This window comes from Nocardioides sp. LMS-CY (genome assembly GCF_018732145.1).
In the GTDB taxonomy this organism is placed as follows: Bacteria; Actinomycetota; Actinomycetes; order Propionibacteriales; family Nocardioidaceae; genus Nocardioides; species Nocardioides soli.
Genome location: NZ_CP076104.1, coordinates 5,021,245 through 5,045,412, shown reverse-complemented (window position 1 = coordinate 5,045,412; position 24,168 = coordinate 5,021,245). Strand labels below are relative to the sequence as shown.

22 protein-coding genes are annotated in these 24,168 nt (G+C 72.3%); 15 read left to right on the top strand and 7 right to left on the bottom strand.

The window, feature by feature from the left end:
- Positions 1–11 precede the first annotated feature (11 nt).
- The 7 genes from KM427_RS23805 to KM427_RS23775 form a co-directional block, all read right to left on the bottom strand.
- Positions 12–1,100, bottom strand: a complete 1,089-nt coding sequence (locus tag KM427_RS23805) for an HpcH/HpaI aldolase/citrate lyase family protein (protein ID WP_215525554.1) — start codon at positions 1,098–1,100, stop codon at positions 12–14.
- A gap of 99 nt (positions 1,101–1,199) precedes the next feature.
- Complete coding sequence (locus tag KM427_RS23800; RefSeq protein ID WP_183595201.1) at positions 1,200–2,057, bottom strand: 3-hydroxybutyryl-CoA dehydrogenase; 858 nt, start codon at positions 2,055–2,057, stop codon at positions 1,200–1,202.
- The gene (locus tag KM427_RS23795; RefSeq protein WP_215525553.1) at positions 2,054–2,611 is read right to left on the bottom strand and encodes a DnaJ family domain-containing protein; all 558 of its coding nucleotides are present in this window, start codon (positions 2,609–2,611) and stop codon (positions 2,054–2,056) included. The genes KM427_RS23800 and KM427_RS23795 overlap by 4 nt, the downstream gene beginning before the upstream one ends.
- 56 nt (positions 2,612–2,667) lie before the next feature.
- On the bottom strand, positions 2,668–3,228 hold the full coding sequence (locus tag KM427_RS23790; RefSeq protein ID WP_215525552.1) for an apolipoprotein A1/A4/E family protein: 561 nt from the start codon (positions 3,226–3,228) through the stop codon (positions 2,668–2,670).
- A 90-nt stretch (positions 3,229–3,318) separates the two neighbouring features.
- Positions 3,319–4,761: an MFS transporter gene (locus KM427_RS23785; protein WP_215525551.1), complete on the bottom strand. Its 1,443-nt coding sequence runs from the start codon at positions 4,759–4,761 to the stop codon at positions 3,319–3,321.
- Entirely contained in the window at positions 4,758–6,083 is a 1,326-nt protein-coding gene (locus KM427_RS23780) for a M20/M25/M40 family metallo-hydrolase (RefSeq protein WP_215525550.1), read from the bottom strand. Before KM427_RS23780 ends, KM427_RS23785 begins: the two co-directional genes overlap by 4 nt.
- Positions 6,084–6,187: 104 nt before the next feature.
- Positions 6,188–6,835 (bottom strand): nitroreductase family protein, encoded by a 648-nt coding sequence (locus tag KM427_RS23775; protein WP_215525549.1) that lies wholly within the window; start codon positions 6,833–6,835, stop codon positions 6,188–6,190.
- A gap of 22 nt (positions 6,836–6,857) precedes the next feature.
- Here KM427_RS23775 and KM427_RS23770 point away from each other — a divergent pair, with 22 nt between their 5' ends.
- The 15 genes from KM427_RS23770 to KM427_RS23700 all read left to right on the top strand — a co-directional run bounded on the left by KM427_RS23770 (position 6,858) and on the right by KM427_RS23700 (position 24,140).
- The gene (locus KM427_RS23770; RefSeq protein WP_252274819.1) at positions 6,858–8,078 is read left to right on the top strand and encodes an allantoate amidohydrolase; all 1,221 of its coding nucleotides are present in this window, start codon (positions 6,858–6,860) and stop codon (positions 8,076–8,078) included.
- Entirely contained in the window at positions 8,075–9,433 is a 1,359-nt protein-coding gene (locus tag KM427_RS23765) for a formimidoylglutamate deiminase (protein ID WP_215525548.1), read from the top strand. The genes KM427_RS23770 and KM427_RS23765 overlap by 4 nt, the downstream gene beginning before the upstream one ends.
- A complete protein-coding gene (gene hutI, locus KM427_RS23760; RefSeq protein WP_215525547.1) occupies positions 9,430–10,584 on the top strand; it encodes an imidazolonepropionase in 1,155 nt (384 codons plus the stop codon). Before KM427_RS23765 ends, hutI begins: the two co-directional genes overlap by 4 nt.
- Before the next feature lie 111 nt (positions 10,585–10,695).
- Positions 10,696–10,866: a hypothetical protein gene (locus KM427_RS23755; protein WP_215525546.1), complete on the top strand. Its 171-nt coding sequence runs from the start codon at positions 10,696–10,698 to the stop codon at positions 10,864–10,866.
- Between the two features lie 79 nt (positions 10,867–10,945).
- Positions 10,946–13,915 (top strand): helix-turn-helix transcriptional regulator, encoded by a 2,970-nt coding sequence (locus KM427_RS25780; protein WP_215525545.1) that lies wholly within the window; start codon positions 10,946–10,948, stop codon positions 13,913–13,915.
- Between the two features lie 317 nt (positions 13,916–14,232).
- Positions 14,233–15,231 (top strand): BMP family protein, encoded by a 999-nt coding sequence (locus KM427_RS23745; protein WP_183595211.1) that lies wholly within the window; start codon positions 14,233–14,235, stop codon positions 15,229–15,231.
- Positions 15,228–16,805 carry an ABC transporter ATP-binding protein gene (locus tag KM427_RS23740; RefSeq protein ID WP_215525544.1) on the top strand — a complete coding sequence of 526 codons (1,578 nt, stop codon included), beginning with the start codon at positions 15,228–15,230 and terminating at the stop codon, positions 16,803–16,805. Before KM427_RS23745 ends, KM427_RS23740 begins: the two co-directional genes overlap by 4 nt.
- Entirely contained in the window at positions 16,798–17,889 is a 1,092-nt protein-coding gene (locus KM427_RS23735; protein ID WP_215525543.1) for an ABC transporter permease, read from the top strand. The genes KM427_RS23740 and KM427_RS23735 overlap by 8 nt, the downstream gene beginning before the upstream one ends.
- Position 17,890: 1 nt before the next feature.
- Positions 17,891–18,823: an ABC transporter permease gene (locus tag KM427_RS23730; RefSeq protein ID WP_215525542.1), complete on the top strand. Its 933-nt coding sequence runs from the start codon at positions 17,891–17,893 to the stop codon at positions 18,821–18,823.
- 111 nt (positions 18,824–18,934) lie between these two features.
- Positions 18,935–19,162 carry a hypothetical protein gene (locus tag KM427_RS23725; RefSeq protein WP_183595213.1) on the top strand — a complete coding sequence of 76 codons (228 nt, stop codon included), beginning with the start codon at positions 18,935–18,937 and terminating at the stop codon, positions 19,160–19,162.
- Positions 19,163–20,278 carry a cupin domain-containing protein gene (locus KM427_RS23720; protein ID WP_215525541.1) on the top strand — a complete coding sequence of 372 codons (1,116 nt, stop codon included), beginning with the start codon at positions 19,163–19,165 and terminating at the stop codon, positions 20,276–20,278.
- The gene (locus tag KM427_RS23715) at positions 20,275–21,186 is read left to right on the top strand and encodes a ferredoxin family protein (RefSeq protein WP_215525540.1); all 912 of its coding nucleotides are present in this window, start codon (positions 20,275–20,277) and stop codon (positions 21,184–21,186) included. Before KM427_RS23720 ends, KM427_RS23715 begins: the two co-directional genes overlap by 4 nt.
- A gap of 145 nt (positions 21,187–21,331) precedes the next feature.
- The gene (locus KM427_RS23710) at positions 21,332–22,657 is read left to right on the top strand and encodes a flavin-containing monooxygenase (RefSeq protein ID WP_215525539.1); all 1,326 of its coding nucleotides are present in this window, start codon (positions 21,332–21,334) and stop codon (positions 22,655–22,657) included.
- Positions 22,654–23,247, top strand: coding sequence for a TetR/AcrR family transcriptional regulator (locus tag KM427_RS23705; RefSeq protein ID WP_183595217.1), 594 nt, complete (start codon positions 22,654–22,656; stop codon positions 23,245–23,247). The genes KM427_RS23710 and KM427_RS23705 overlap by 4 nt, the downstream gene beginning before the upstream one ends.
- Positions 23,244–24,140, top strand: a complete 897-nt coding sequence (locus KM427_RS23700; RefSeq protein WP_215525538.1) for an alpha/beta hydrolase — start codon at positions 23,244–23,246, stop codon at positions 24,138–24,140. Before KM427_RS23705 ends, KM427_RS23700 begins: the two co-directional genes overlap by 4 nt.
- Positions 24,141–24,168: the final 28 nt, after the last annotated feature.

Genomic DNA, 24,168 nt, shown 5'->3' with positions numbered 1-24,168 from the left:
AGTGAAGTCGCTCATGCCTGGACCTCGATGGCGTCGTACTGCGTCTTGAGCTCGGGGTCGATCGCGGCCAGCTGCTCGGCGAGCTCGACCATGACCAGGCATTGCTTGAGGGAGGCGTCGTCCTCCATCTTGCCGTCGAGCATCACCGCGCCGGTGCCGTCGCCCATGGCGGCGACCACCCGGCGGGCGTGTGCGACGTCCTCGACGCTGGGTGAGAACACCCGGTTGGCGATCGCGATCTGCTTGGGGTGCAGGCTCCAGGTGCCGACGCAGCCGAGCAGGAACGCGTTGCGGAACTGGTCCTCGCACGCGGCGACGTCGGCGATGTCGCCGAAGGGGCCGTAGTAGGGGTAGATCCCGTGCATCGCGCAGGCGTCGACCATGCGGGCGATCGTGTAGTGCCAGAGGTCCTGCTGGTACGAAGGCCGTGGCGCGTCGGGGTTGTCGACGTCCCGATCACCGCGCACCAGATATCCCGGATGCCCTCCGCCCACGCGGGTGGTCTTCATCCGGCGGTCGGCGGCCAGGTCGGCCGGGCCGAGGGAGACTCCCTGCATGCGCGGGCTGGCGCCGCAGATCTCCTCCACGTTCGCGACGCCGCGGGCGGTCTCGAGGATCGCGTGCACGAGGATCGGCCGCGTCAGACCGGCCTTCGCCTCGAGCTGGGCGAGGAGCCGGTCGACGTAGTGGATGTCCTCGGCGCCCTGGACCTTCGGCACCATGACGACGTCGAGCCGGTCGCCGATCGCCGGGATCAGCGTCGTCAGGTCGTCGAGCACCCACGGGCTGTCGAGGGAGTTGATCCGGGTCCAGAGCTGGGTCTTCGCGGCCGGCCCACCGAGCCCCTCGGTCTGGCGGGCGATCTGCACCAGGCCCTCGCGCGCCGCGACCTTGTTGTCGGCCTTGATCGCGTCCTCGAGGTTGCCCAGCAGCACGTCGACCGTGCCGACCATGTCGGGGATCTTCGCCGCCATCTTCGGGTTGCTCGGGTCGAAGAAGTGGATCGCCCGGCTCGGCCTGGCGGGGATCTCGGTCAGGGGCGTCGGCGCCCCGACGGCCAAGGGTCGGAAGAAGTCCTTCGCGCTGCGCGGTCCGCTCATGGCGCGGAACGTAGCAGCGGATCGCTACTCGCAGGTATGACCGATCTGACACCGTTGCGGGTTTCATCGTCAGCTGGTGAAACCCGCAACGGATGGGAGTCAGCTGTAGGTGTAGAAGCCGCGGCCGGTCTTGCGGCCGAGCAGGCCGGCGTCGACCATCCGCTGCAGCAGCGGCGGCGCGGCGTACAGGGGCTCCTTGAACTCCTCGTAGAGCGACTCGGCGACGGCCTTGGTGGTGTCGAGGCCGATCAGGTCGGCGAGGGCGAGGGGGCCCTGCGGGTGGGCGGCGCCCAGCACCAGGCCGCGGTCGATGTCCTCGGCGGAGGCGAAGCCGGACTCGTACATCCGGATCGCCGACAGGATGAACGGCACCAGCAGCGCGTTGACCACGAAGCCGGCCCGGTCCTGGCAGTCGATGGCCTGCTTGCTCAGCGACCCCTCGACCCAGGCGCGCGAGCGCTCGGTCGTATCGGGCGAGGTCAGCAGCGAGGGGACGAGCTCGACGAGTTGGAGTACCGGCACCGGGTTGAAGAAGTGGATGCCGATCACCTGGGTGGGGCGCGAGGTGGCCACGCCGAGCTTCATGATCGGGATCGAGGAGGTGTTGGACGCCAGGATCGCGTCGGGTGCCGCCACGATCGAGTCCAGCCGCTTGAAGAGGTCGACCTTGGCGGCCTCGCTCTCGACGATCGCCTCGACGACGATGTCGCGGTCGGCGGTCGAGTCCAGATCGGTCTCGACCCGGATCCGGGCGAGCACGTCGGCGGCCGTCCCCTCGGCGGCGCCGAGCTTGCCCTTCGCCTCGGCGCGTTCCAGCGACTTCTCGAGGCGGCCGAGCGCGGCCTTGGCGGCGTCGTCGCTCGACTCCACCACGACGACGTCGTGGCCGGCGCGAGCGCTGACCTCGGCGATGCCCGACCCCATCAGGCCGCCACCGATCACTGCCACGTTCTTCATGTGTCTCCCTCTCGACGGGTGCTGCGTCGATTCCACCAGTGCCGGCGACGGGGCGCGTCGGCGGGGCCGGTCCGTGGGACACGCAGCGCGGCGCGGGCCGCCCGCCGGACCTCCCATGCGGCCACGGTCGCGTCGAGGTCGCGGGGCATGGTGATCAGCGGCGGCCCCTCCTGCAGTGAGTAGCGGGCCCGGATCACGCGCTCGTTGAAGTCCTCCAGCACCCGGCGCACCTCGGCCTCGTCATTGACGGCGTCGAGCCGGTCGTCGAGCTCGGCGTCCTCCTTGCGCAGCGCGAGGCTGGGCGGCAGGACGGTGATCTTCTCCCGCTCGACGAGCTTCTTCAGCCACCAGTCGGGGTCGTGGTGGGTGCCGAGGTCCTGGATCGGCTTGCCCGCGCCGGGCAGGTCGTCGAAGTCGCCCCGCTCCATCGCCTGCTGCACCTGCAGGTCCACCCAGGTGTGCTGCTGGCGGATCCGGGCGGCGGCCGCCGCCGAGCCGGTACGCCGGCCGACGCGCGCGGGCCTGCCCTCCGGCCTCTCCTCGCTCTCGGGCATGGGCTTCTCACCTCCTGCCCTGTCGACGATAGCGAGCCGCTGCCAGCGCCGATCGGTCACGCCGGGCGGTCGAAGACGTGCTTGGTCAGGGCCTGGACGTCGCGGTCGAGGTGGTCGAGTCGCTGGTCGATGCGCCGGAACTCGGAGGTCATCACGTCACGAAGCGATCCGACCTCGGTGGTCATCACGTCGCGGAGTGATCCGACCTCGGTGGTCATCACGTCGCGGAGTGATCCGACCTCGGCGCCCATCTCCGAACGGAGTGAGCCGACCTCGGCGCCCACGTGGGAGCGGAGTGACGCCACTTCGGTGGTCATCACGTCACGGAGTGACCCCACCTCGGTGGTCATCACCTCGCGGAGTGACCCGACCTCGGCGCCCATCTCCGAACGGACGGAGCCGATCTCGGAGCGGAGCGATCCCACCTCGGTGGTCATCACGTCACGGAGTGATCCCACCTCGACGCCCATCTCGGAGCGGACGGAGCCGATCTCGGAGCGGAGCGATCCGATCTCGGTGCGCAGCACCCGGTGGAAGGAGGTGGTGACGATGCCGAGCAGGGTGAAGGTCGCCGTCAGGAACCCGATGATGAGCGTCCATGACTGGGTCTCGGTCATGCCCGGCGCTCCCTTCGGCTCGGCTCCTGGCTGCAGTCTGCCATCGGCGTCCGTACGGCGCGATGCCGTCGGCGTCGCCTGTGGACGACGTCAGCGCAGGGCGGGGTTCGGCTCCTCGGCGACGTGCCGGGGCAGCATCGTGAGGGCGACGGCGGCGAGCAGGGCGGCGACCGCGCAGACCGCCCAGACGGTGAGGTAGCCGGAGAGGGCGGCGTGGCCCTCCTCCGGGTCGTCCAGGGAGCCGGTGGCCGACAGCGCGATCGCGAAGATCGCCGAGGCGATCGCGCCGCCGACGGTCTTGGTCGCATTCGTCATGCCGGTGGCGAAGCCGGTGCGCTCGGGCGGCGCCGCCGCGGCGGCCGCGGCCGGCAGCGAGGCGACCAGTGCGCCCGACCCGAGCCCGATCACCGCCATGTTGACGAGCGCCTGGAGCGTCGTGTCGTGGAGCGGCAGCCACATCGCGTAGCCGACCGCGACCAGCAGCGACGACACCACGAGCGATCCCCGGGGCCCGAAGGCGCGGGCGGTCAGCGGCAGCGAGAAGGCGCCGATCGCCATGAAGATGACGTAGATCCCGATCAGCGTCGACACGAAGCCCGCGCTGGCGCCGAGGCCGTACCCGGCGACGTCGGGGTCGGTGCGCGCGAACGTCGAGAGCGGGATCTGGGCGCCGAGCACGGACATGCCGAAGAGGAACGCCGTGAGCTGCACCGGCCACTGGCCCGGGGCGCGGAGCAGGCGCACGTCGATGATCGGCTCCGCCTGGCGCAGCTCGTAGCGGGCGAACGGCACCTGCAGCGTCAGCCCGGCGACCACCAGCAGCCAGGCGAGCGGGCTGCCGACGCCGTCGAGCCGCACCACGATGAGGCCGGCCATCACCAGGCCGAGCGAGGCCGAGACGAGGCCGAGACCACCCCAGTCGAGGCCGCCGGAGGAGGTGCCCTCCATGTCCTCGATGCCGAACCAGATCACGGCGAAGCAAACCGTCACGGCGATCGCCGGCAGCATCAGCAGCACGGTCATCGACGTCGCCTCGACGAGCGCCCCGCTGGTGAGGGCGCCGATGATCACGGCCAGCTCGAGCGCGCCGACGAGGATGCCCGCCGCCCGCCGGGTGAGCTGATGCTGGCGGCCGGTGCCGGCGGTACGCCGGTGGATGATCGCGACCTCGAGTGGCAGCCACACGACGTACGTGCCCTGGAGGGCGGAGCCGATCAGGAACGTCGTGAACGACGGCGCGAACGCCATCACCCACGAGCCGAGCGCGGTCACCGCCGTGGAGAGCAGCAGCACCTTCTTGTGGCCGACGATGTCGCCCATCCGGGCGAGCGGGGGTACGACGAGCGCGGAGACGATCAGCTGCGCGGCCTCGAACCAGTTGACGTCGGCGTCCGCGATGCCGAGGTGGTCGGCGATGTCGCTGAAGATCGGGGTGTAGTAGCCCTGCAGGATGCCGCTGGCCAGCTCGACGCAGACCAGGAAGCCGACGATCGTGGCGAGGCCGCGGACCCGCGGATCGCTGGTGACGGTCATGGGATCCTCTCGATCAGGCGCTGGTACCACCGCACGCCGTCGACGAAGGCGTCGACCCCGAGGTGCTCGTCGTAGGAGTGGATCGACTCGCGCTGTGCCTTGGTCATCCGGAACGGGGCGAACCGGTAGACGCGGGAGCAGATCGTGGTGAAGAACCGCGAGTCGGTGGCGGCCATCATGACGTACGGCGCCGGGATCGCGTCGGGAAAGACGTCGCCGATCGTGGCCTCGATGAGTCGGAAGGCGTCGTCGTCGATGGGGGAGACCGGGCTCGGCTCGTTCTGGTCGACGACGCTGACCTGCACCTGGTCGTCCGCGATCGTCGTGCGGACGTGCTCGAGCACGCCGGCGACGGTGTCGCCGACCATGATCCGGATGTTCACGCCGGCCCGGGCGGTCGAGGCGATCACGTTGAGCGCGGGCGAGCCGGACAACGTCGTGATCGCGAACGTCGTACGCGTCATCGCCGCGGGCTCCGGTCCGGCGGCGATCAACGCCCGGGTCAGCACCGGACGCAGCCGGGCGGCGTTGGCCAGCAACGGTCGCAGCGCACGCGACGCATGCGGCGCCATCCTGCTCAGCAGCTCGATGGTCGGGTCGGGGACGCTCGCGGCCATCTGGTGCTTGTCGAGCCGCGTCAGCGCCTTCGCCAGCCGGACCGTCGGACCGTTGCGGGCCGGTGTCGACGCGTGGCCGCCGCGGCCGTCGACGCGCAGCTCGAGCGAGGTCACGCCCTTCTCGGTGACGCCGACGACGCCGACCGGTGCCGCGACCCCCGGGAACGCCTCGGCGGCGATCGCGCCGCCCTCGTCGAGGACGAACCACGGGCGTACGCCGCGGCGGGTCAGCTCCTCCGCGGCCAGTGGCGCCGCCCGGCCCGAGACCTCCTCGTTGCAGCCGAACGACAGCCACACGTCCTGCGCGGGCACGAACCCCTGCTCGAGCAGGGTCTCGACCGCCTCGCAGACCGCCACCAGCTGGCCCTTGTCGTCGAGCGTGCCGCGGCCCCAGATCGCGCCGTCGTGGATCTCCGCGCCGAACGGCGGGTGCTGCCAGGGCGCGCCGTCGTCGACGGGTACGACGTCGAGGTGCGCCATCAGCACCACCGGGCGGTCGTCGCCGCGCCCGCGCCAGTGGAAGAGCAGGCCGTGGGTGTCGATCCGTGTCAGCTCGAGGCGCTCGTGCAGCAGCGGGAACTGCCGCTCGTGCTCGGCGACGAACTCGTCGAACGCCCCGGAGTCGACCAGGCTCCAGTCGGGGTAGGAGACCGTCGGGATGCGGATCAGGGACTGCAGCTTCGCCACGGCGCGATGGGTCGTCACGTTCGGAGACTAGTGACCCGGATCTCAAATCCGGGTCGCTAGTGTCGTGCGGCGGGTCTCGGATGCGAGACCATAGCGGCCCGGCGTGCGTTGACCCCCGACCGCTACGCCGATGGACTGGCCTGGTGTCCCTCCTGATGTCCACCCTGGCGTCCCCAGCGCCCGCGATGCACGACGTCCGCGACCGGCTTGCGGGCCCGCCGGGTCGGCGACCCCGCGGCTCCGCCGTCGGCCGGGTGCCCTATCGTGACCACGCCGATCGGGTCGAAGTCGGGATCGATCCCGAACGCCGCGCGGACGGCGTCCACCCGTGGCGTCGGCACCCCGATGAAGCACGACGCCAGCCCGGCGTCCGTCGCGGTCTGGAGGATCAGCAGCGCCGCCATGGCGGCGTCCATGTGCCAGAACGGCATCGGCCAGCGCGCCTCGTCGCGGTCGGTCCAGCCCTTGTCGGGCTCGGCGTACCGGCGCAGGTACGCCGCCTTGCTCGAGCACGGGACGATCACGACCGGCGCCCGCATCATGCCGGTCAGCCACTCGTCGGGGTCGTCGACGTCGTCGGCGGTGGCCTCCCAGTAGCGGCGTACGTCGGCGGGCTCGTCGAGCACGAGGAAGGCCCAGCCCTGGCTGAAGCCGGCGCTCGGTGCGCGGGTCGCGTTGCGCAGCGCGCGCTCGATGATCGCGGGGTCGACGGGCTCGGTGGCGTAGTTGCGGACCATCTTGCGGTGACGTACGACGTCCTGGAACTCCATGCCGACCAGTATGAGGAGAGCCGTGCCTGACGACTTCGAGCGGATGTGGAGCGACCTCGCCCCGGTGGGGCGGTCGGCGGCGTCCGGGGGCTACTTCCGGCAGCCGTTCGCGACGGCGGAGCGGGAGCTCGCGGCGTGGTTCGAGGAGCAGTGCCGGGCGCGGGACCTGCGGGTCGAGCGCGACGACTTCGGCAACGTGGTCGGCTGGTGGGACCTCCCGGTGGTTGAGGAGGTTGCGCAGCAACCGTCTCGAAACCCCGGGCCCGCCGTACTCACCGGCTCGCACCTCGACTCCGTACTCGACGGCGGGGCGTACGACGGACCGCTCGGCGTGGTCTCCGCGCTGGCCGCGGTCGACCTGATGCGCTCGCGCGGCGTGATGCCCGGGCGACCCGTGGGGGTCTCGGTGTTCATCGAAGAGGAGGGGTCGCGCTTCGGGCTCGCCTGCCTGGGGTCGCGGCTCGCGACGGGTGCCGTGTCGTGGGAGACGGCCCGAGCGCTTCGGGACCGGGACGGCGTGGCCCTCGGCGACGTGATGGCGGGCGGCTCGTCGTCGCTGCTGGCCGACGTCGGGACGTTCGTCGAGCTGCACGTCGAGCAGGGTCGCGACCTGGTCGACCGGGGCGCGGCGGTCGGGGTGGCGAGCGAGATCTGGCCGCACGGGCGCTACCGGTTCGACTTCACCGGTGCGGCCAACCACGCGGGCACCACGCGGATGGAGGACCGGCAGGACCCGATGCTGACCTACGCGATGACCGCGCTCGCCGCCAACAAGCAGGCGCGGCTGGCCGGACAGCGGGCGACCTTCGGGCGGGTAGCCGTCGAGCCCAACGGCACCAACGCCGTGCCGTCGCGCGTCACCGCCTGGCTCGACGCCCGCTGCTCGAGCGACGACGCGCTGGCCACGCTGGTGGAGGCGATCACCCAGCAGGCCTCCGACCGCGCCGGCCGCGACGGGACGGCGCTGGCCGTCACCGCGGAGTCGGTGTCGTCGTCGGTGGTCTTCTCGCCCGACCTGGCCGCGGCCGTGGCCGCCGACCACGAGGGCGGCGACTGGCCGATCATCCCGACCCAGGCCGGCCACGACGCCGGCATCCTCTCCGCCGCCGGCATCCCGACCGCGATGCTCTTCGTACGCAACCCGACCGGCGTCTCCCACTCGCCCGAGGAACACGCCTCCATCGCCGACTGCCTCGTGGGGGTGTCCGCCCTGGCCGACACCCTCGAGAGGCTGACCCGGTGACCTCCTACCTGCTGGAGCGGGCCTGGGTCGACGGCGCCGTGCGCGACGACGTGCTGGTGGAGATCGTGGACGGGCGGTTCGTGCGGGTTTCGGCTGCCGACAGCCGAAACCCGCACGACACGCCGGAGCATGACGGCGAGTCGCGCGGGTCTTGGCTGTCAGCAGCCGAAACCCGCAGGCTCCCCGGCCTCACCCTCCCCGGCCTCGCCAACTGCCACAGCCACGCCTTCCACCGGGCACTGCGCGGACGCACCCAGCGGGAGCGGGGCACGTTCTGGACGTGGCGCGACCAGATGTACGGCGTGGCGGAGCGACTCACCCCGGACAGCTACTTCGAGCTGGCCCGGGCGACCTACCGCGAGATGGCGGCCACGGGGATCACGACCGTGGGGGAGTTCCACTACCTCCACCACCAGCCCGACGGCACGCCGTACGCCGACCCCAACGCGATGGGCCATGCCCTGATCGCCGCGGCCGCCGAGGCCGGGATCAGGATCGCGCTGCTGGACACGTGCTACCTCAGCAGCGGGTTCGGGCGGCCGGTCGAATCCGTTCAATTGCGCTACTCCGACGGCTCCGCGGAGGCCTGGGCCGCCAGAACCGCGCAACTGAACGGAGACGACCGCACCGTGATCGGCGCCGCGATCCACTCGGTGCGGGCGGTACCCCGCGAGGAGCTGCCGACCGTGGTCGAGGCGGCGACGGGCGGACCGCTGCACGTGCACCTGTCCGAGCAGGTCGCCGAGAACGACGCCTGCCTCGCGACGTACGGCGTCACGCCGACGCGGCTGCTCCACGACGCCGGCGCGCTCGGCGCGCACACCAGCGCGGTGCACGCCACCCACCTGACGCAGGCCGACATCACCCACCTCGGTGAGGCGGGCGTCAACGCCTGCCTCACCCCCACGACCGAGCGCGATCTCGGCGACGGCATCGGCCCCGGTCGCGCCCTGGCGAAGGCCGGGGCGACGATCACGCTCGGGTCGGACAGCCACGCCGTCATCGACCTCTTCGAGGAGATGCGCGCGCTGGAGATGGACGAGCGGCTCGCCACCCAGCAGCGCGGCCACTGGACCGCCGCCGAGCTCCTCGCGGCGGCCACCGCCCACGGCAGCCTCGGCTTCGACGACGCGGGGGCGATCGCCGTCGGCCGGCGCGCCGACCTGGTCACGATCGACACGAGCACCATCAGGACGGCCGGCGCCGGCGCCGACGAGCACGCCGCCGCGTTCGCCGCCACCGCCGCCGACGTGACCCACGTCGTCGCCGGGGGCCGGGTGATCGCCACCCGCGACGACCACGAGCAGATCGGCCGCGAGCTCGCGGCCGCGATCAGGAAGGTCCACGAGCAGTGAGCAGCACCCTCATCACGAACATCGGCGAGCTGGTCACCAACGACCCCGAGGCCGACGACCTGCTGGGGACGCGACCGGACGCCGCCCTCGTCGTCGACGGCACGCAGGTCCGCTGGGTCGGGCCCGCCGCCGACGCCCCGGCCGCCGACGAGCGCGTCGACGTCGGCGGCCGCGCCGTCCTGCCGGGCTTCGTCGACTCCCACTCCCACCTGGTGTTCGGCGGCGACCGCGCCCAGGAGTTCGCCGCCCGGATGGCGGGCACGCCGTACGCCGCGGGCGGCATCCGCACCACGGTCGCCGCGACCCGTGCCGCCACCGACGAGCAGCTCACCAGCCACGTCGCCCGGCTGGTCGCCGAGATGCGCCGGCAGGGCACGACGACGGTCGAGATCAAGAGCGGCTACGGGCTCAGCGTCCACGACGAGGCGCGCAGCCTGGCGGTGGCGCGGCAGTTCACGGAGGAGACGACGTTCCTGGGCGCCCACGTGGTGCCCGAGGGCGACCCGCAGGAGTACGTCGAGCTGGTCACGGGCCCGATGCTCGACGCGGCGAAGGACCACGCCCGCTGGATCGACGTCTTCTGCGAGCGGGGTGCGTTCGACGCCGACCAGGCCCGGGCGATCCTTCGGGCCGGCGCGGCCGCTGGGCTCCGGGGCAGGCTGCACGCCAACCAGCTGACGTACGGCGAGGGCGTCCGGCTCGCCGCGGAGCTCGGGCTGGTCGCGGTCGACCACTGCACCTACCTCAGCGACGCCGACGTCGCGGCGCTCCGCGACAGCGGCACCATCGCCACGCTGCTGCCCGGCGTCGAGTTCTCGACCCGCCAGCCCTACCCGGACGCCCGCCGCCTCCTCGACGCCGGCGTCGACGTCGCGCTCGCCTCCGACTGCAACCCCGGTTCCTGCTTCACCAGCTCGGTGCCGTTCTGCATCGCGCTCGCGGTGCGCGAGATGGGGATGACCCCGGCCGAGGCCGTCCACGCCGCGACGTACGTCGGCGCCCGCGCGCTCGACCGTGACGACGTCGGCGCGCTGGTGCCCGGCCGCCGGGCCGACCTCGTCGTGCTCGATGCCCCGAGCCACGTGCACCTCGCCTACCGGCCCGGCGTACCGCTGGTGACCGCCACCTGGGTGGGCGGCCGACCCACGTAGGCCCACGACCTAAGGCGCCCACCGCCCCGGATAAGGCACCTACCCGATGTGCGGGCCTACCTCAGACGGCGAACCTCGTCAGCATCAACGAGGAGCTGAGGAGCCCACACCATGTACGACAACACCGTCCACCGCGACTACGTGAAGACCGAGATGGAGTACCGCCTGGGGCGGATCCGCGCCGACATCGCCGGCCGTCGCCAGCGCCGCGCGCTGTCGCGCCGGCACGTCGACACCTGGCCGGACGACGCCGGCGACGTGACGAACACGCACCCCCGCTGACCGGCCGCCCGCCATGAGCGGCGCCGCGCCGGCGACTATTCAGGAGCACGACACCACCGAACACGAGATCATGGGAGGCGTGGCAGCACACACCAGCCGAACCCTGGTCGGGCGAGACGCCGAGCTGACGGAGCTCTCTTCGTTGCTCGGCGTCCGTTCGTTCCCGGGCGGTGGCGCGCCGGGCGGCGGCGCGCCGGGCGGTGGCGGTACGCCGGGCGCCGCGGTGCTCCTCTCCGGCGACGCCGGCGTCGGCAAGACCCGGCTCCTCGTCGAGCTGCGCGACCTCGCCTTCGCGGCCGGCTGGCAGGTCTTCGCCGGGCACTGCCTCGACTTCGGCGACTCCGCGCTGCCCTACCTCCCCTTCTCGGAGGTCCTCGGCCGGATCGCGGCGGAGCTGCCCGACGCGGTCGAGCAGGTGGCGACCCAGTACCCCGCCCTGGCCCGGCTCCAGCCGGGGCGGCGGGTCCTGGGCTCCTCCGACATCGCCACCGACCAGGCGGCGGCTCTCGACCGTGCCGATCTCTTCGAGGCCGTGCACACGCTCCTGGAGACCGCGGCCGGCCGGGCGCCGGTGCTGCTCGTCGTCGAGGACACCCACTGGGCCGACCAGTCGACGCGCGACCTCCTCAGCTTCCTCTTCTCCCGCCCGTTCGAGGGGCCGGTCGCCATGGTCGCGTCGTACCGCGCCGACGACCTCCACCGGCGGCACCCGCTGCGCCGCCAGGTCGCCGAGTGGTCCCGCATCCGGGGGGTGCAGCGGCTGGCGCTCTCCCCGCTGCCCGAGCCCGCGGTGCGGGCGCTGATCCAGGAGCTCGTCCCGGACGGCCTGGCCGAGCAGGAGCTCGCGGACATCATCGAGCGCGCCGACGGCAACGCGTTCTTCGTCGAGGAGCTCACCAGCGCCGCCGCCGAGCCGGGGCGCTGGGTGCCGGCGGACCTCGCCGACGTGCTGCTGGTCCGGCTCGACCGTCTCGACGAGACCGCCCGGCAGGTGGTGCGCACCGCCAGCGTCGCCGGCCGCCGGGTCTCCCACGACATGCTCGTCGCGACCGCCGGCCTCGAGGCGGACGCGCTCGACGACGGCCTGCGCCGGGCCGTCGAGATGAACGTCCTGGTCCCCCAGGGGGAGCGCTACGCCTTCCGGCACGCGCTGCTCGGCGAGGCGGTGTACGACGACCTGCTGCCCGGCGAGCGGGTCCGGCTGCACGCCAGGTACGCCGAGGCGCTCCAGAGCGGCGCCGCCCGCGGCACGGCCGCCGCGCTGGCCCGGCACGCCCGGTTGGCCACCGACCTCGACACCGCGCTCACCGCGAGCATCCAGGCCGGCCGCGAGGCGTGGGACGTCGGCGGGCCGGACGAGGCGGCGTACCACTACCAGCAGGCGCTCGAGCTGCTCGAGGACCCGCGGCGGTGCGAGCGGGCGGACGTCGACGTGTCCAAGCTGGTGACCAGCGCCGCCGAGGCGCTCAGCGAGAGCGGCGACCCGCAGCGGGCGGTCGCGCTGATCCAGGAGCAGCTCGACCGGCTGCCCGACGACGCGCCGCCCGAGTGGCGCTCGCGGATGCTCACCACCCGGGCCGGCATCCTGATCGTGGTCGACACCGACGAGGACCCGGCGGAGATCTCGGCCGAGGCCCTGGCGCTGGCGCCCGAGGGCGAGAACCACTGGCGCGCCCGCGCGCTGACGACGCATGCCCGGGTGCTCGCCGGGATGGGCCGCTACGACGAGGCCCAGGCCGCCGGCATGGAGGCGCTCGCCCTCGACGAGCGGCTCGACCTCAACCAGCTCGCCTCCGAGGCGATCACGACCCTCTCCGGCCTGAAGAAGACCGGCCCCAAGGAGGGGCTGCGGGAGGCGCTCGTCGACGCCGTCGCCCGCGCCGAGGAGGCCGACGCGGTGCACGCGGAGCTGCGCGCCCGCTTCCTGCTCGGCCGATCCTTCGAGGACTGGGCGGAGTTCGACGGGTCGGAGCAGTGGTTCCGCAGCGCCATCGAGAGGGCGGTCGGCACGGGCCTGACCTGGGCGCCGTACGCGCTCGAGTCCCGGGTCCAGCTGGCCTGGATCCGCTGGGTGCGCGGGGCCTGGGACGACGTGCTCGACCTGACCGACCTGCGCGGGGAGACGCCGCCGCCGATCCCGCGGGCGATCCTGTCCGCGCTGCGGATGAGCGTCGAGCAGGGCCGGGGCGCCGACGTCGCGGCCGAGGCCCGCAAGCTGCGGCGGTTCTGGGCCCGGGAGGGCGCGGTCGCGATCCACTCGGCCGCCCTCGAGATGGTCCAGGCCGGGCGCGCCGGCGACGCCGCGGGCGCGGTGCAGGTGTACGACGACGTCGTCGCCGTGCTCGGCCGCACCTGGCACGAGTGGTTCAGCGCGCGGATCCGCTTCGGCGCGATCGCCGCGGGCGCCGTCGCCCGGGCGATGACGACGATGTCCGGGGCCGAGCGGTCGGCGTACCTCGAGAAGGTCGAGCGGATCAGCGACGACGGCCACATCGTGGTGCAGCGCTACGACGACCCGTCCGGTCACTGGGGACCCGAGGGGCGGGCCTGGAAGAAGCGCCTCGACGCCGAGACGCTGCGGGTGCGGTGGCTGGCCGGGGTCGACGCCCCGCCGCAGGACGTGCTGGTCGGCAGCTGGCGCGAGACGGTCACCTGCTTCGAGGACTTCGGCCACGTCCACGAGCTGGCCCAGATGCGCACCGTGCTGGCCGGGATCCTGCGCGCCACCGGCGACACCGCGGGTGCCCGCGAGCAGGGCGACCTCGCCCGAGCGGTCGCCCACGAGCTCGGGGCCCGGCCCCTGCTCGACGACCTGCTGGCGATCGGCTCGGCGCCGGTGCGCTCCGAGTCGGCGCCCGACGCGCTCACGCCGCGCGAGACCGAGATCCTCGCGCTGGTCGCCGACGGACGCTCCAACGGCGAGATCGCCCGGCAGCTGTTCATCAGCGCCAAGACCGTGTCGGTGCACGTCTCGAACATCCTGGCCAAGCTCGACGCCGCCAGTCGCACCGAGGCCGCCGCGATCGCGCGGCGCCGCGGCCTGCTCTAAGCACGGTCTGGCCAGGGCCGACCTGACCTCTGCCGCGGCCGTCCGCGGCCGGATGACCGAGACCTTCGTCACAGTTCTCGGGCGGTTGTGGGTGGGCCCGACATACTCGCCTGTCGCCGCGGTGACTTCAACCGGGTTCGCGCCAATCGTTACGGTTCCGACCGATGTGGTCAGGTCTTGCCCAACAACCATCGGTCGGTTGAGCGAAGAGCGCCGATGTAGGCGTATCCGCGTCGCCCGCACGATGTCCGCACAGTGATGCCCGACACCACCGCCTCCTGCGGTTTCCAAGGTCGGGCACGACCAGGAGGCGGGCAATGCGCGGAGTACTTCGGAATCTGACGGGACTGGCGGCGGTGGCACTCGTGGTCGCCGGGTGCGGCGGCGACAGCGGTGGCGGATCGGACGACGGCGAGCTCAAGATCGCCGCGATCTTCTCCGGCCCGACCACCGACGCCGACTACAACGCGTTGGGCCTGGAGGCGCTGAAGGTCGCGGAGAAGGACGGCGCCGAGGTGTCGTACTCCGAGAGCGTCGCGGTCCCCGACATCGAGCGGGTCCTCCAGGAGTACGTCGCGGACGGCTACGACGTGATCTGGACGCACGGCTCGCAGTTCTACGAGGCCACGGCCAAGATCGCCGGCCAGAGCCCGGACGTGAACTTCATCGGCGAGTTCGATGGTGCGCCCGAGGGTCAGCCGGAGAACGTCTGGGTCATCGACCGCAACTTCCACACGGTCTTCTACCCGATCGGCACGCTGGCTGCGAACCTCAGCAAGAGCGGCAAGGTCGGCTACCTGGGCGGCCTCAGCCTCCCGTTCTCCTACGCCGAGGTGCACGCGGTCGAGCAGGCCTTCGAGGACAGCGGCAAGTCCGTCAGCCTGAACCCGGTGTGGAGCGGTGACTTCAACGACACCGTGAAGGCGCAGCAGCTGACGACCCAGCTCCTCTCCGGCGGCAACGATGTCGTCATCACCTCGCTCAACCTCGGTGTGGTCGGCGCCTTCAAGGCGGTCAACGACACCGACCCGGGCTCGGCCTGGCTGACCGTCAAGTACACGGACAAGTCGCAGAACGGTCCCGACCACTACGCGGCCACCGTGCTCTACGACTTCACCGGCCCGCTCACGGAGATCCTCGACGACATCGAGGCCGACACGACGACCGGCCACTACGTCATCGGCTTCGGCAAGGGCGCGAGCGTGGAGATGGGCGACCAGCTCCCCGACGACGTCAAGGCCGCGGTCGACGAGGCCGTCGCCGGCATCACCGACGGCTCGATCGAGGTCGAGCTCGACCAGGCCGAAGTGAAGTGACCGAGCAGCAGCCGCCCCGCTTGGAGATGCGGGGCGTCGTCAAGACCTTCGGGCCGGTCGTGGCCCTCGACTCGGTCGACCTCGAGGTCGGCCGGAACGAGGTGCACGGCCTGCTCGGAGGGAACGGCGCCGGCAAGACGACGTTGATGAACGTCCTCTACGGGCTCTACCGCCCGAACGCCGGCGAGGTCCTCCTGGATGGTGCGCCGGTGTCCATCGGCTCACCCCGGGACGCCATCGACGCCGGCGTGGGCATGGTCCACCAGACGTTCCTCCAGGTCGACAACTACACGGTGACCGAGAACATCGTGCTCGGCACCGACGTGTCCGGCCCCCTCCGCCTCGACCTCGGTGAGGCGCGGGAGCGGATCCGCGAGCTCAGCACCCGGTTCGGCCTGACGGTCGACCCCGACGCCGTCGTGGAGGAGCTCCCGGTCGGCGTCCGGCAGCGGGTCGAGATCCTCAAGGCCCTCTACCGCGGGGCGCGGCTGCTGATCCTCGACGAGCCGACGACCAACCTCACGCCCCAGGAGGTCGACGACCTCTTCGGGTCGATGCGGGCGATGGTCGACGACGGCATGAGCGTCGTGCTCATCACCCACAAGATCCGCGAGACGCTCAGCGTCTGCGACCGGATGACGGTGATGCGCGACGGCCGACGGGTCGAGACCATCGAGCGCGCGGACACCGACGCCGACCACCTGGCCCAGGTCATGGTGGGCGGCTCGGCCGACCCGGGCGACCTGATCGACGCGACCGCGCTCGGCGCGGTCGACGCGGAGGAGGTCGAGACGGTCGTCTCGTCGGTCCGCGAGGAGATCGGTGTGACGGCTCAGGGCCTGGTCGTGGTCAACGACCAGGGCCACGAGCTGATCCGCGGCTTCGACCTCGACATCTGCGAGGGCGAGATCGTCGGCATCGCCGGCGTCGCCGGCAACGGCCAGGTCGAGCTCGCCGAGGCACTGGCCGGCGTCCGCCCGGTGCGGTCGGGCTCGGTCCAGGTCGGCGGCCGGTCGATGTGCGGCCTGCCGACGGCGGCCTGGCTCGACCACGGAGTGGCCTACGTGCCCGAGGACCGGCACCGCGACGGCATCCTGCCGACCGCCAGCATCACCGAGAACCTGGTGCTCGGCTCGCAGCGCAGTCCGCGCATCCGCAAGCACGGACTGATCGACTGGGGCGCCGCGAAGCAGCGCGCCGTGGACGCCATCGAGCAGTTCTCGGTGCGCGCCAACGGACCGGGCACGCCGGCCGGCGACCTGTCGGGCGGCAACATCCAGCGGGTCATCCTCGCGCGGGCGTTCGCCCACCAGCCGCGGATGCTGATCCTGCACAACCCCACTCGCGGCCTCGACCTCGGCTCGACCCGCTTCGTCTACGAGCAGGTCCGCGCCGCGACGGCCGCCGGGTGTGCGGTGCTGCTCATCTCCGAGGATCTCGACGAGGTGATCGCCCTGTCCGACCGGGTGATCGCGCTCTACCAGGGATCACAGGCCGGCGAGTGGCCGCACGGCTCGGTGGACGCGTACGAAGTCGGCCGCAGCATGACCGGACTGGGAGAAGCGCGTGTCTGAGACCATGACCCCCGCGCCACCGGCGGCCCCCGCGCCGCCGGCTGCGCGACCGACCAACCGCGTCGTCGAGGCGCTGTGGCTGCTGGTGCCGTACGCGGTGTCGGTGCTGCTGGCCTTCGTCGTCGGCGGCCTGATCATCCTGGCCATCGGCCGGGACCCGATGGCGGCGTTCGAGTCGGTGCTGACCACCAGCTTCAACACCCGCTTCGGCACCGTGGAGACGCTGCACAAGTGGGTGCCGATCCTGCTGTGTGCCTATGCCTTCGCGATCCCGCTCGCCACCGGCAAGTTCAACATCGGCGCCGAGGGCCAGCTGCTGGTCGGCGCGACCGGTGGCGTCGCGCTGGGCATCCTCTGGTCGGACCTGCCGACCATCGTGCTGCTGCCCTGCGTGCTGATCGCGGGCGCCCTCGGTGGCGCGCTGTGGTCGGGCATCGCGGCGTTCCTGATGGTGAAGTTCAACGTGAACGAGATCCTGAGCACGGTCGTGCTCAACTTCATCTCGTTCCAGCTCATCGACTACGTCGCCAGCCACGTCTGGCCCGACCGCGGCGCCGGTCACCCGGCGACCGTCCGGGTCGGTGACGGCGCGCTGCTGCCGGGCATCGGCGAGGCGCCGCCGTTCCACTCCGGTGTGCTCATCACGCTGGTCCTGGTCGTGGCGATCGCCGTCTTCATGCGGCGTACCCCGACCGGCTTCGAGCTGCGCGCCGTCGGCGCCAACCTGCGCGCCGCGCAGGTGCACGGCATCAAGACCTCCCGGCTCGCCGGTGCCGGCCTCGTGGTCGGCGGCGCGGTCGCCGGCCTCGCCGGTGCCATCGAGGTGGCCGGAGTGCACGGCAAGATGCTCGAGGGGATGCAGTCGAACTTCCTGATCCTCGGCATCATCGTGGGACTGATGTCCCGCGGCAGCATGCTCGCCCTCCCCGTCGTCGCGTTCGGCATCGCCGTGCTCGAGGTCGGTGCGGGCTCCATGCAGCGGACCGCGCAGGTGCCCGTCGAGATGGTGCTGATCATCGAGGCGCTGATCCTGCTGTTCCTGCTGTTGTCCGACATCGTCCGCGCGAAGATCCGGGGGCAGTGACATGGGTGAGATCACCGAGTTCCTCACGCTGATGATCCCGGCGATGGTGCCGTTCCTGCTCGCCGCGCAGGGCACCGTGCTGAGCGGCCGGGCCGGCGTCTTCAACGTCTCGCAGGAGGGCCTGATGGTCCTCGGCGCGGCCGTCGGCTTCCTGGTCAGCTTCAAGGTCGGCAGCAACACCGTCGGTCTCGGCGCCGCCTTCGCGATCGCCGCCCTGTTCGGCCTGGTGCTCGCCTACATGACGACCCAGCTCCGGCTCGACCAGTTCGTCGTCGGCCTCGCGCTCTACTTCGCCGCACTGGGTGCCGCCGGTCTCCTCTACCGCGAGGTGATCGGCGTGACCATGGAGCCGCCGCTGATCCCGACGCTCGACGACTACCCGATCCCGCTGCTGTCGAAGATCCCGTTCCTGGGCGAGGTGCTGTTCGACCACGACCTGGTCGTGTACGCCGCGTTCCTGATCTCCGCGGTCATCTACTGGTTCATGTACAAGACCCGCAGCGGGCTGGCGTTCCGGTCGATCGGTGAGAACCCGAAGGCGGCGGACAGCCTCGGCATCAACGTGACGTGGGCGCGCACCTGGTCGACCGTGGTCGGCTCGGGCCTGGTCGGTGTCGCGGGTGCGTACCTCCCGATGGTCTACACCGGCCTCTACACCGAGGGCATGGTGGCCGGCCGCGGCTGGCTGGTCATCGCGCTGGCGTTCCTCGGCGGCTGGCGTCCGCACCTCGTGGTCGCGGGCGCGGCGTTCCTCGCCGGCATGGAGGTGCTCGCGCTCCGGGCCCAGGTGGCCGGGATCGGCATCCCGCACCAGTTCGTGCTGATGCTCCCGTACGTCGCCACGCTGCTGGTCATGGTGTTCGCGTTCCGCTGGGCCCGGCAGCCGGCGTTCCTCGGCCGCAACTACGACCGGGAGAGCCGCCTGGTCGGCTGAGCCCGGCCGCGCGTCCTGGTGTAGGCGATCGTCGGCTCGGGTACCGCTTGTGGGTCGGTCCGCTGCGCAGCAGACTGACCACACAAGCGGTACCCGACCCAGGAGGACGCGATGACCCCGGAAGAGCCCCTCAGCGACGACGAGATGACGACCACCGGTCCCGGCGGGAGTGGTGGGGTCGGCGGCGATGCCGACGGCACCGATGGCTCCGACAGTGATGGTTCGGACAGCGACGGCTCGGACGGCGACGGGACCGACGGTGACAGCACCGATGGTGACGGCACGGACGGTGACGGCACCGACGGCGACGGCTCGGACAGCGACGGCACCGACGCCTGAGTGAGCGCACTCGACCTGCTCAGCGGTGACGCCCGGACCTTCCGGACCTCGGTCTGGGCGTCCCGCGTCCATCTCCACCGGACCGACCCGGCGGACCTGATCGGGCTCCTCTCGCTCGACGACGCCGACCACCTGCTGACCGCGACCGCGATCCGCACGCCGTCGATCAGGATGGCCAAGGACGGCAGCGTGCTGCCCGAGGCGACGTACACCCGCAGCGCCACGATCGCCGGCAGGGCCCTGTCCGGGCTGGTCGACGTCCGCAAGGCGCTGGCGCTCTTCGACGACGGCGCGACCGTCGTCTTCCAGGGGCTGCACCGCTACTGGCCGCCCCTGACCCGCCTCCTCGCGGACCTCGAGCTCGAGCTCGGCCACCCCTGCCAGGCCAACGCCTACCTGACGCCGCCGGGCGCTCAGGGCTTCGCGGTGCACGCCGACTCCCACGACGTCTTCGTCCTCCAGACCGCGGGCTCCAAGCTGTGGGAGGTGCACGGCGACGACGGTGCCCAGGAGGTGCTGCTGGAGCCCGGGGTGTCGATGTACCTGCCCACCGGCACCCCGCACGCCGCCCGCGCGCAGGAGACCGCCTCGCTGCACATCACGCTGGGCATCAACCAGCTGACCTGGCGTGGGCTGCTCGAGCGCACCATCGCGCCCGTGCTCGAGGAGGTGCGCGACGAGCACCTGCCGGCCGGCTTCCTCGACGACCCGGCGCTGCTGGCCCCGGGCCTGGCGAGCCGTCTCGAACGGCTCGCCGACGCCGTCCGCGCCCTCGACGCGGACGCCGCGGTCGAGGCCGAGGCACGCCGCTTCCTCACCTCGCGGCCGCCGCGCCTCGCGGGCGGCCTGCACGACGTCCTCGATCGCGACGCGATCGTCGCGACCACGACCCTGCGCCGCCGGCCGGGCCATCCCTGCGTGCTGCTCGACCGCGACGACACCGTCGAGGTCCTGCTCGGCGACCGGTCGCTGACGGTGCCGGCCCGGATCCGTCCGGCGCTCGAGGAGGTCCGCGGCCGCGAGAAGCTCACCCCGGGCGATCTGCCGCTCGACCCCGAGAGCAGCCTGGTGCTGTGTCGCCGGCTGGTCCGCGAAGGGCTGCTGGAGATCGGGTGACGACCCGACCGGAGCCGCGCTGCGCGGCCCAGAGCCTGCTGCGTGACGAGCCCGTGGCCGGCACCGCCACCCATGTCCGCACCTGGCTGCTGCTCGAGCACGTCGGGCCATGGGGCGACCGTGCGCTGCGGGACGCGCGGCTCCCCGAGGGCCTCGGCGCGGAGCTCGAGCGGCGCGCGAGGGAGCACCGCGCCAAGGTGCTGCTGATCCGCCGGTTCAGCTCCAAGCCCGACTCGCCCGACGGCGTACGCGCGTTCGCGGCGTACGCCGACCCGGTGCGCCCCCGCCTCGAGTCGGGCCTCCTCGCCGACCCGCGCGAGGTGCTCGACGTCGACCTCGGATCGCTGCGTCGCGGCGGCACGTCGGGCCTCGCGGCGTACGCCGGCTCGATCTTCTGTGTCTGCACCAACGGCCGCCACGACGTCTGCTGCGCCGAGCGGGGCCGGCCGGTGGCGCGGGCGCTGGACCGCGCCCGCCCCGAGGAGACCTGGGAGGTCTCGCACATCGGCGGCGACCGGTTCGCCGCCAACCTGGTGGTGCTCCCGCACGGCCTCTACTACGGCCGGCTCGACCCCGCGTCGTCGATCGCGGTCGCCGGCGCCCACCTGTCCGGCGAGCTCGACCTCGACCACCTGCGCGGCCGCGCCTCCCACCCGATGGGCGTCCAGGCCGCCGAGGCCTTCCTGCGCCGCGAGCTCGGCGCGACCCGCATCGACGACGTGGCGCTGGTCGAGCGGTCCACCGACGGCGACCTGACCCGGGCGACGTTCGCGGTCGCGGGGGCGACGTACGACGTCGTGGTGCGCACCTCGCGCGAGCCGAGCACCGCGACCCGCCTCACCTGCAAGGCCGGCCGGGACAGCCCGGTGCCGGCGCACGAGCTGGTCAGCGCGGCGCGCCGCTCGTAGGCCGCGCCGGGACGTCATACGGACGGAGGAAGGGGACGCACTGTCCGTATGACGTCCGGGCGGAGCTCCCCGGACGAGTTGACGCGTGTCAATCCGAGGCCCTACCGTCCCGAATAGAACACGTTCCACTGCGGGGGGAGAGCCGATGGCGCGACCTACGACGGCGGTCATCGGCGCGGGCATCAGCGGCCTGACCGCCAGCAAGATGCTGGGCGACTACGGCGTGCCGTACACCACGTTCGAGTCCTCCGACCGGGTCGGCGGCAACTGGGCCTTCGGCAACCCGAACGGGCACAGCAGCGCCTACCGCTCGCTGCACATCGACACCTCGAAGCACCAGCTGTCCTTCCAGGACTTCCCGATGCCCGAGCACTATCCGGACTTCCCGCACCACACCCTGATCAAGGACTACCTCGACGCGTACGCCGACGCGTTCGGCGTGCGCGAGCGCATCGAGTTCGGCAACGGCGTGGTGCACGCTGACCGGCTGCCGGGCGGGTGGGAGCTGCGGACCCAGCGCGGCGAGACCCGGCGCTTCGACCTGCTCGTGGTCGCCAACGGCCACCACTGGGACCCGCGGACCGCCGACTTCCCCGGGGAGTTCTCCGGCGAGACCATCCACTCCCACCATTACATCGACCCGTGGACGCCGCTGCACCTGATGGACAAGCGGATCCTGGTCGTCGGCCTCGGCAACAGCGCCGCCGACATCACCGTCGAGCTCTCGCAGCGGGCGCTGCGCAACGAGGTCACGCTGTCCACGCGCAGCAGCGCCTGGATCGTGCCGAAGCTGCTGTACGGCAAGGCCGCCGACATGAGCTACCGGACCATCCCGCAGCTCCCGCTCTCGTGGCAGCGCAGGTTCGCCCAGTGGGGGCAGCGGTTCACGGCGTCCGACCCGACGCTCTACGGCCTGCCGGAGCCGAACCACAAGTTCTTCGAAGCGCACCCGACCCAGTCCGGTGAGCTGCCCCTGCGCCTGAAGTCGGGCGATGTGACACCCAAGGGCAACATCGCCCGGCTGGACGGCGAAGTCGTGCACTTCGAGGACGGCACCAGTGCCGACTTCGACGTCATCGTCTACGCCACCGGCTACAACCTGACCTTCCCGTTCTTCGACCCCGACTTCATCAGTGCGCCGGAGAACCGGATCGACCTCTACCGCCGGATCATCAGGCCGGGCATCGACGACCTGCTCTTCGCCGGCTTCGCGCAGGCGACGCCGACGCTGTTCCCGTTCGTGGAGAGCCAGGCGCGGCTGATCGCGGCGTACGCCATCGGCGAGTACGCCCCGCCGTCCGAGGCCGAGATGTACGCCGAGATCAGGGCCGACGACGAGCGCTACATGGGGCACATGCTCGACCGGCCGCGACACACCCACCAGCTCGACTACTTCGTCTACGAGCACCAGATGCGCACCAAGGAGCTGCCGCAGGGCCGCCGGCGCGCCCACGCGAGGCGGGCGTCGTGACCGCGACCAAGGGAGACCAGCGGCGTACGGCGCTGCTGGCCGCGCTGGAGGAGCACCTGTGCGACGGCAGCTCGCTCGACGCCATCAACATCGCGGACATCTCGCGCCGCGCCGGCGTCACCCGCTCGGCGTTCTACTTCTACTTCGAGAACAAGGCCGCCGCCGTCGCCGCGCTCTACGAGGAGATGTACGCCGACGGCTTCGACGCGGCCGCCGTACTGGGTGGTGACGGCACCGTGCGCGACCGGATCTCCATGGCGATCCGGGCGATCGTCGCGGGCTGGGGCCAGCGCACGCATCTCTACCGGGCGATCCTCGACGCACGGGCCGTCAGCCCGGCGGTCCGCGACCAGTGGGACGCGTTCCAGGCGTCGTACGCCGACGTCGTCGCCGAGCTGATCGTCGCGGAGCGAGAGTCCGGCGCCGCGCCGGAGGGCCCCGATGCGCGCGCCGTCGCCACCGCGCTGCTCGACCTCAACGACCGCACCCTGGCCCGGGTCGTCCACGCCGGCGACGGCCTCGACCTCGACGGGCACCTCGACGCGGTCGTGCACGTCTGGTTGGCCAGCATCTACGGGAGGACCACGTGAAGCACCACGACGTCACGTTCCGCTCCGCCGGGGTCGCGTGCCACGCCGCGCACGTCACCGGTGCGGGCGACGGCCTCGCGACCGATGCCGGTCGCCCGGTGGTCGTGATGGCACACGGGCTCGGCGGCACCGTCGACTCCGGCCTGATGCCGTTCGCGGAGGCGCTCGCCGCCGCCGGTCTCGACGTGCTGGCCTTCGACTACCGGGGGTTCGGGGCATCCGCGGGCGAGCCGCGGCAGACCGTCTCGATGGCCGGCCAGCTCGACGACTACCGTGCCGCGATGGCCGCCGCCGCACGGCTGCCCGGAGTCGATCCCCGACGGCTGGTGCTCTGGGGAGTCTCGCTCTCCGGAGGGCACGTGCTCGCCGCGGCCGCCCATCGCGACGACGTCGCCGCGGTGGTCTCGCTGACGCCGCTCGTCGACGGCCGGGCCGCCGGCCGGCACGCGCTGGCGCACCACCGACCCTCGGCGCTGGCCCGCTCGACGGTGCTCGGCCTCCGGTCGAGGCTGGGCAGGCCGCGGACGATGCCGGTCGTCGCCCGCCCCGGCGCGCTCGGCGCACTGACGCTCGACGGCTGCCTGGAGGACTACCTCTCGATCGCCGGCCCCACCTGGCGCAACGAGGTCGACGCCGCCGTCGGGCTCGAGCTCGGCAACCACCGGCCGGGGCGATCGGCGCGCGACGTACGCGCCCCGCTGCTCGTCCAGATCGCCGACTACGACCGCAGCGCGCCGCCGCGGGCCGCCGCCAAGGCCGCCTTCGCCGGCCGCGCGCAGGTGCGGCACTACCCCTGCGACCACTTCGACGTCTGGCCGGGCAAGGCCTGGCACGGCCCGGCCGTCGAGCACCAGGTGGCGTTCCTGCGTCGGGTGCTCGGCCGACCGGGATAGTCCGTCACGTTCTGGTTGTCCTGGGAGC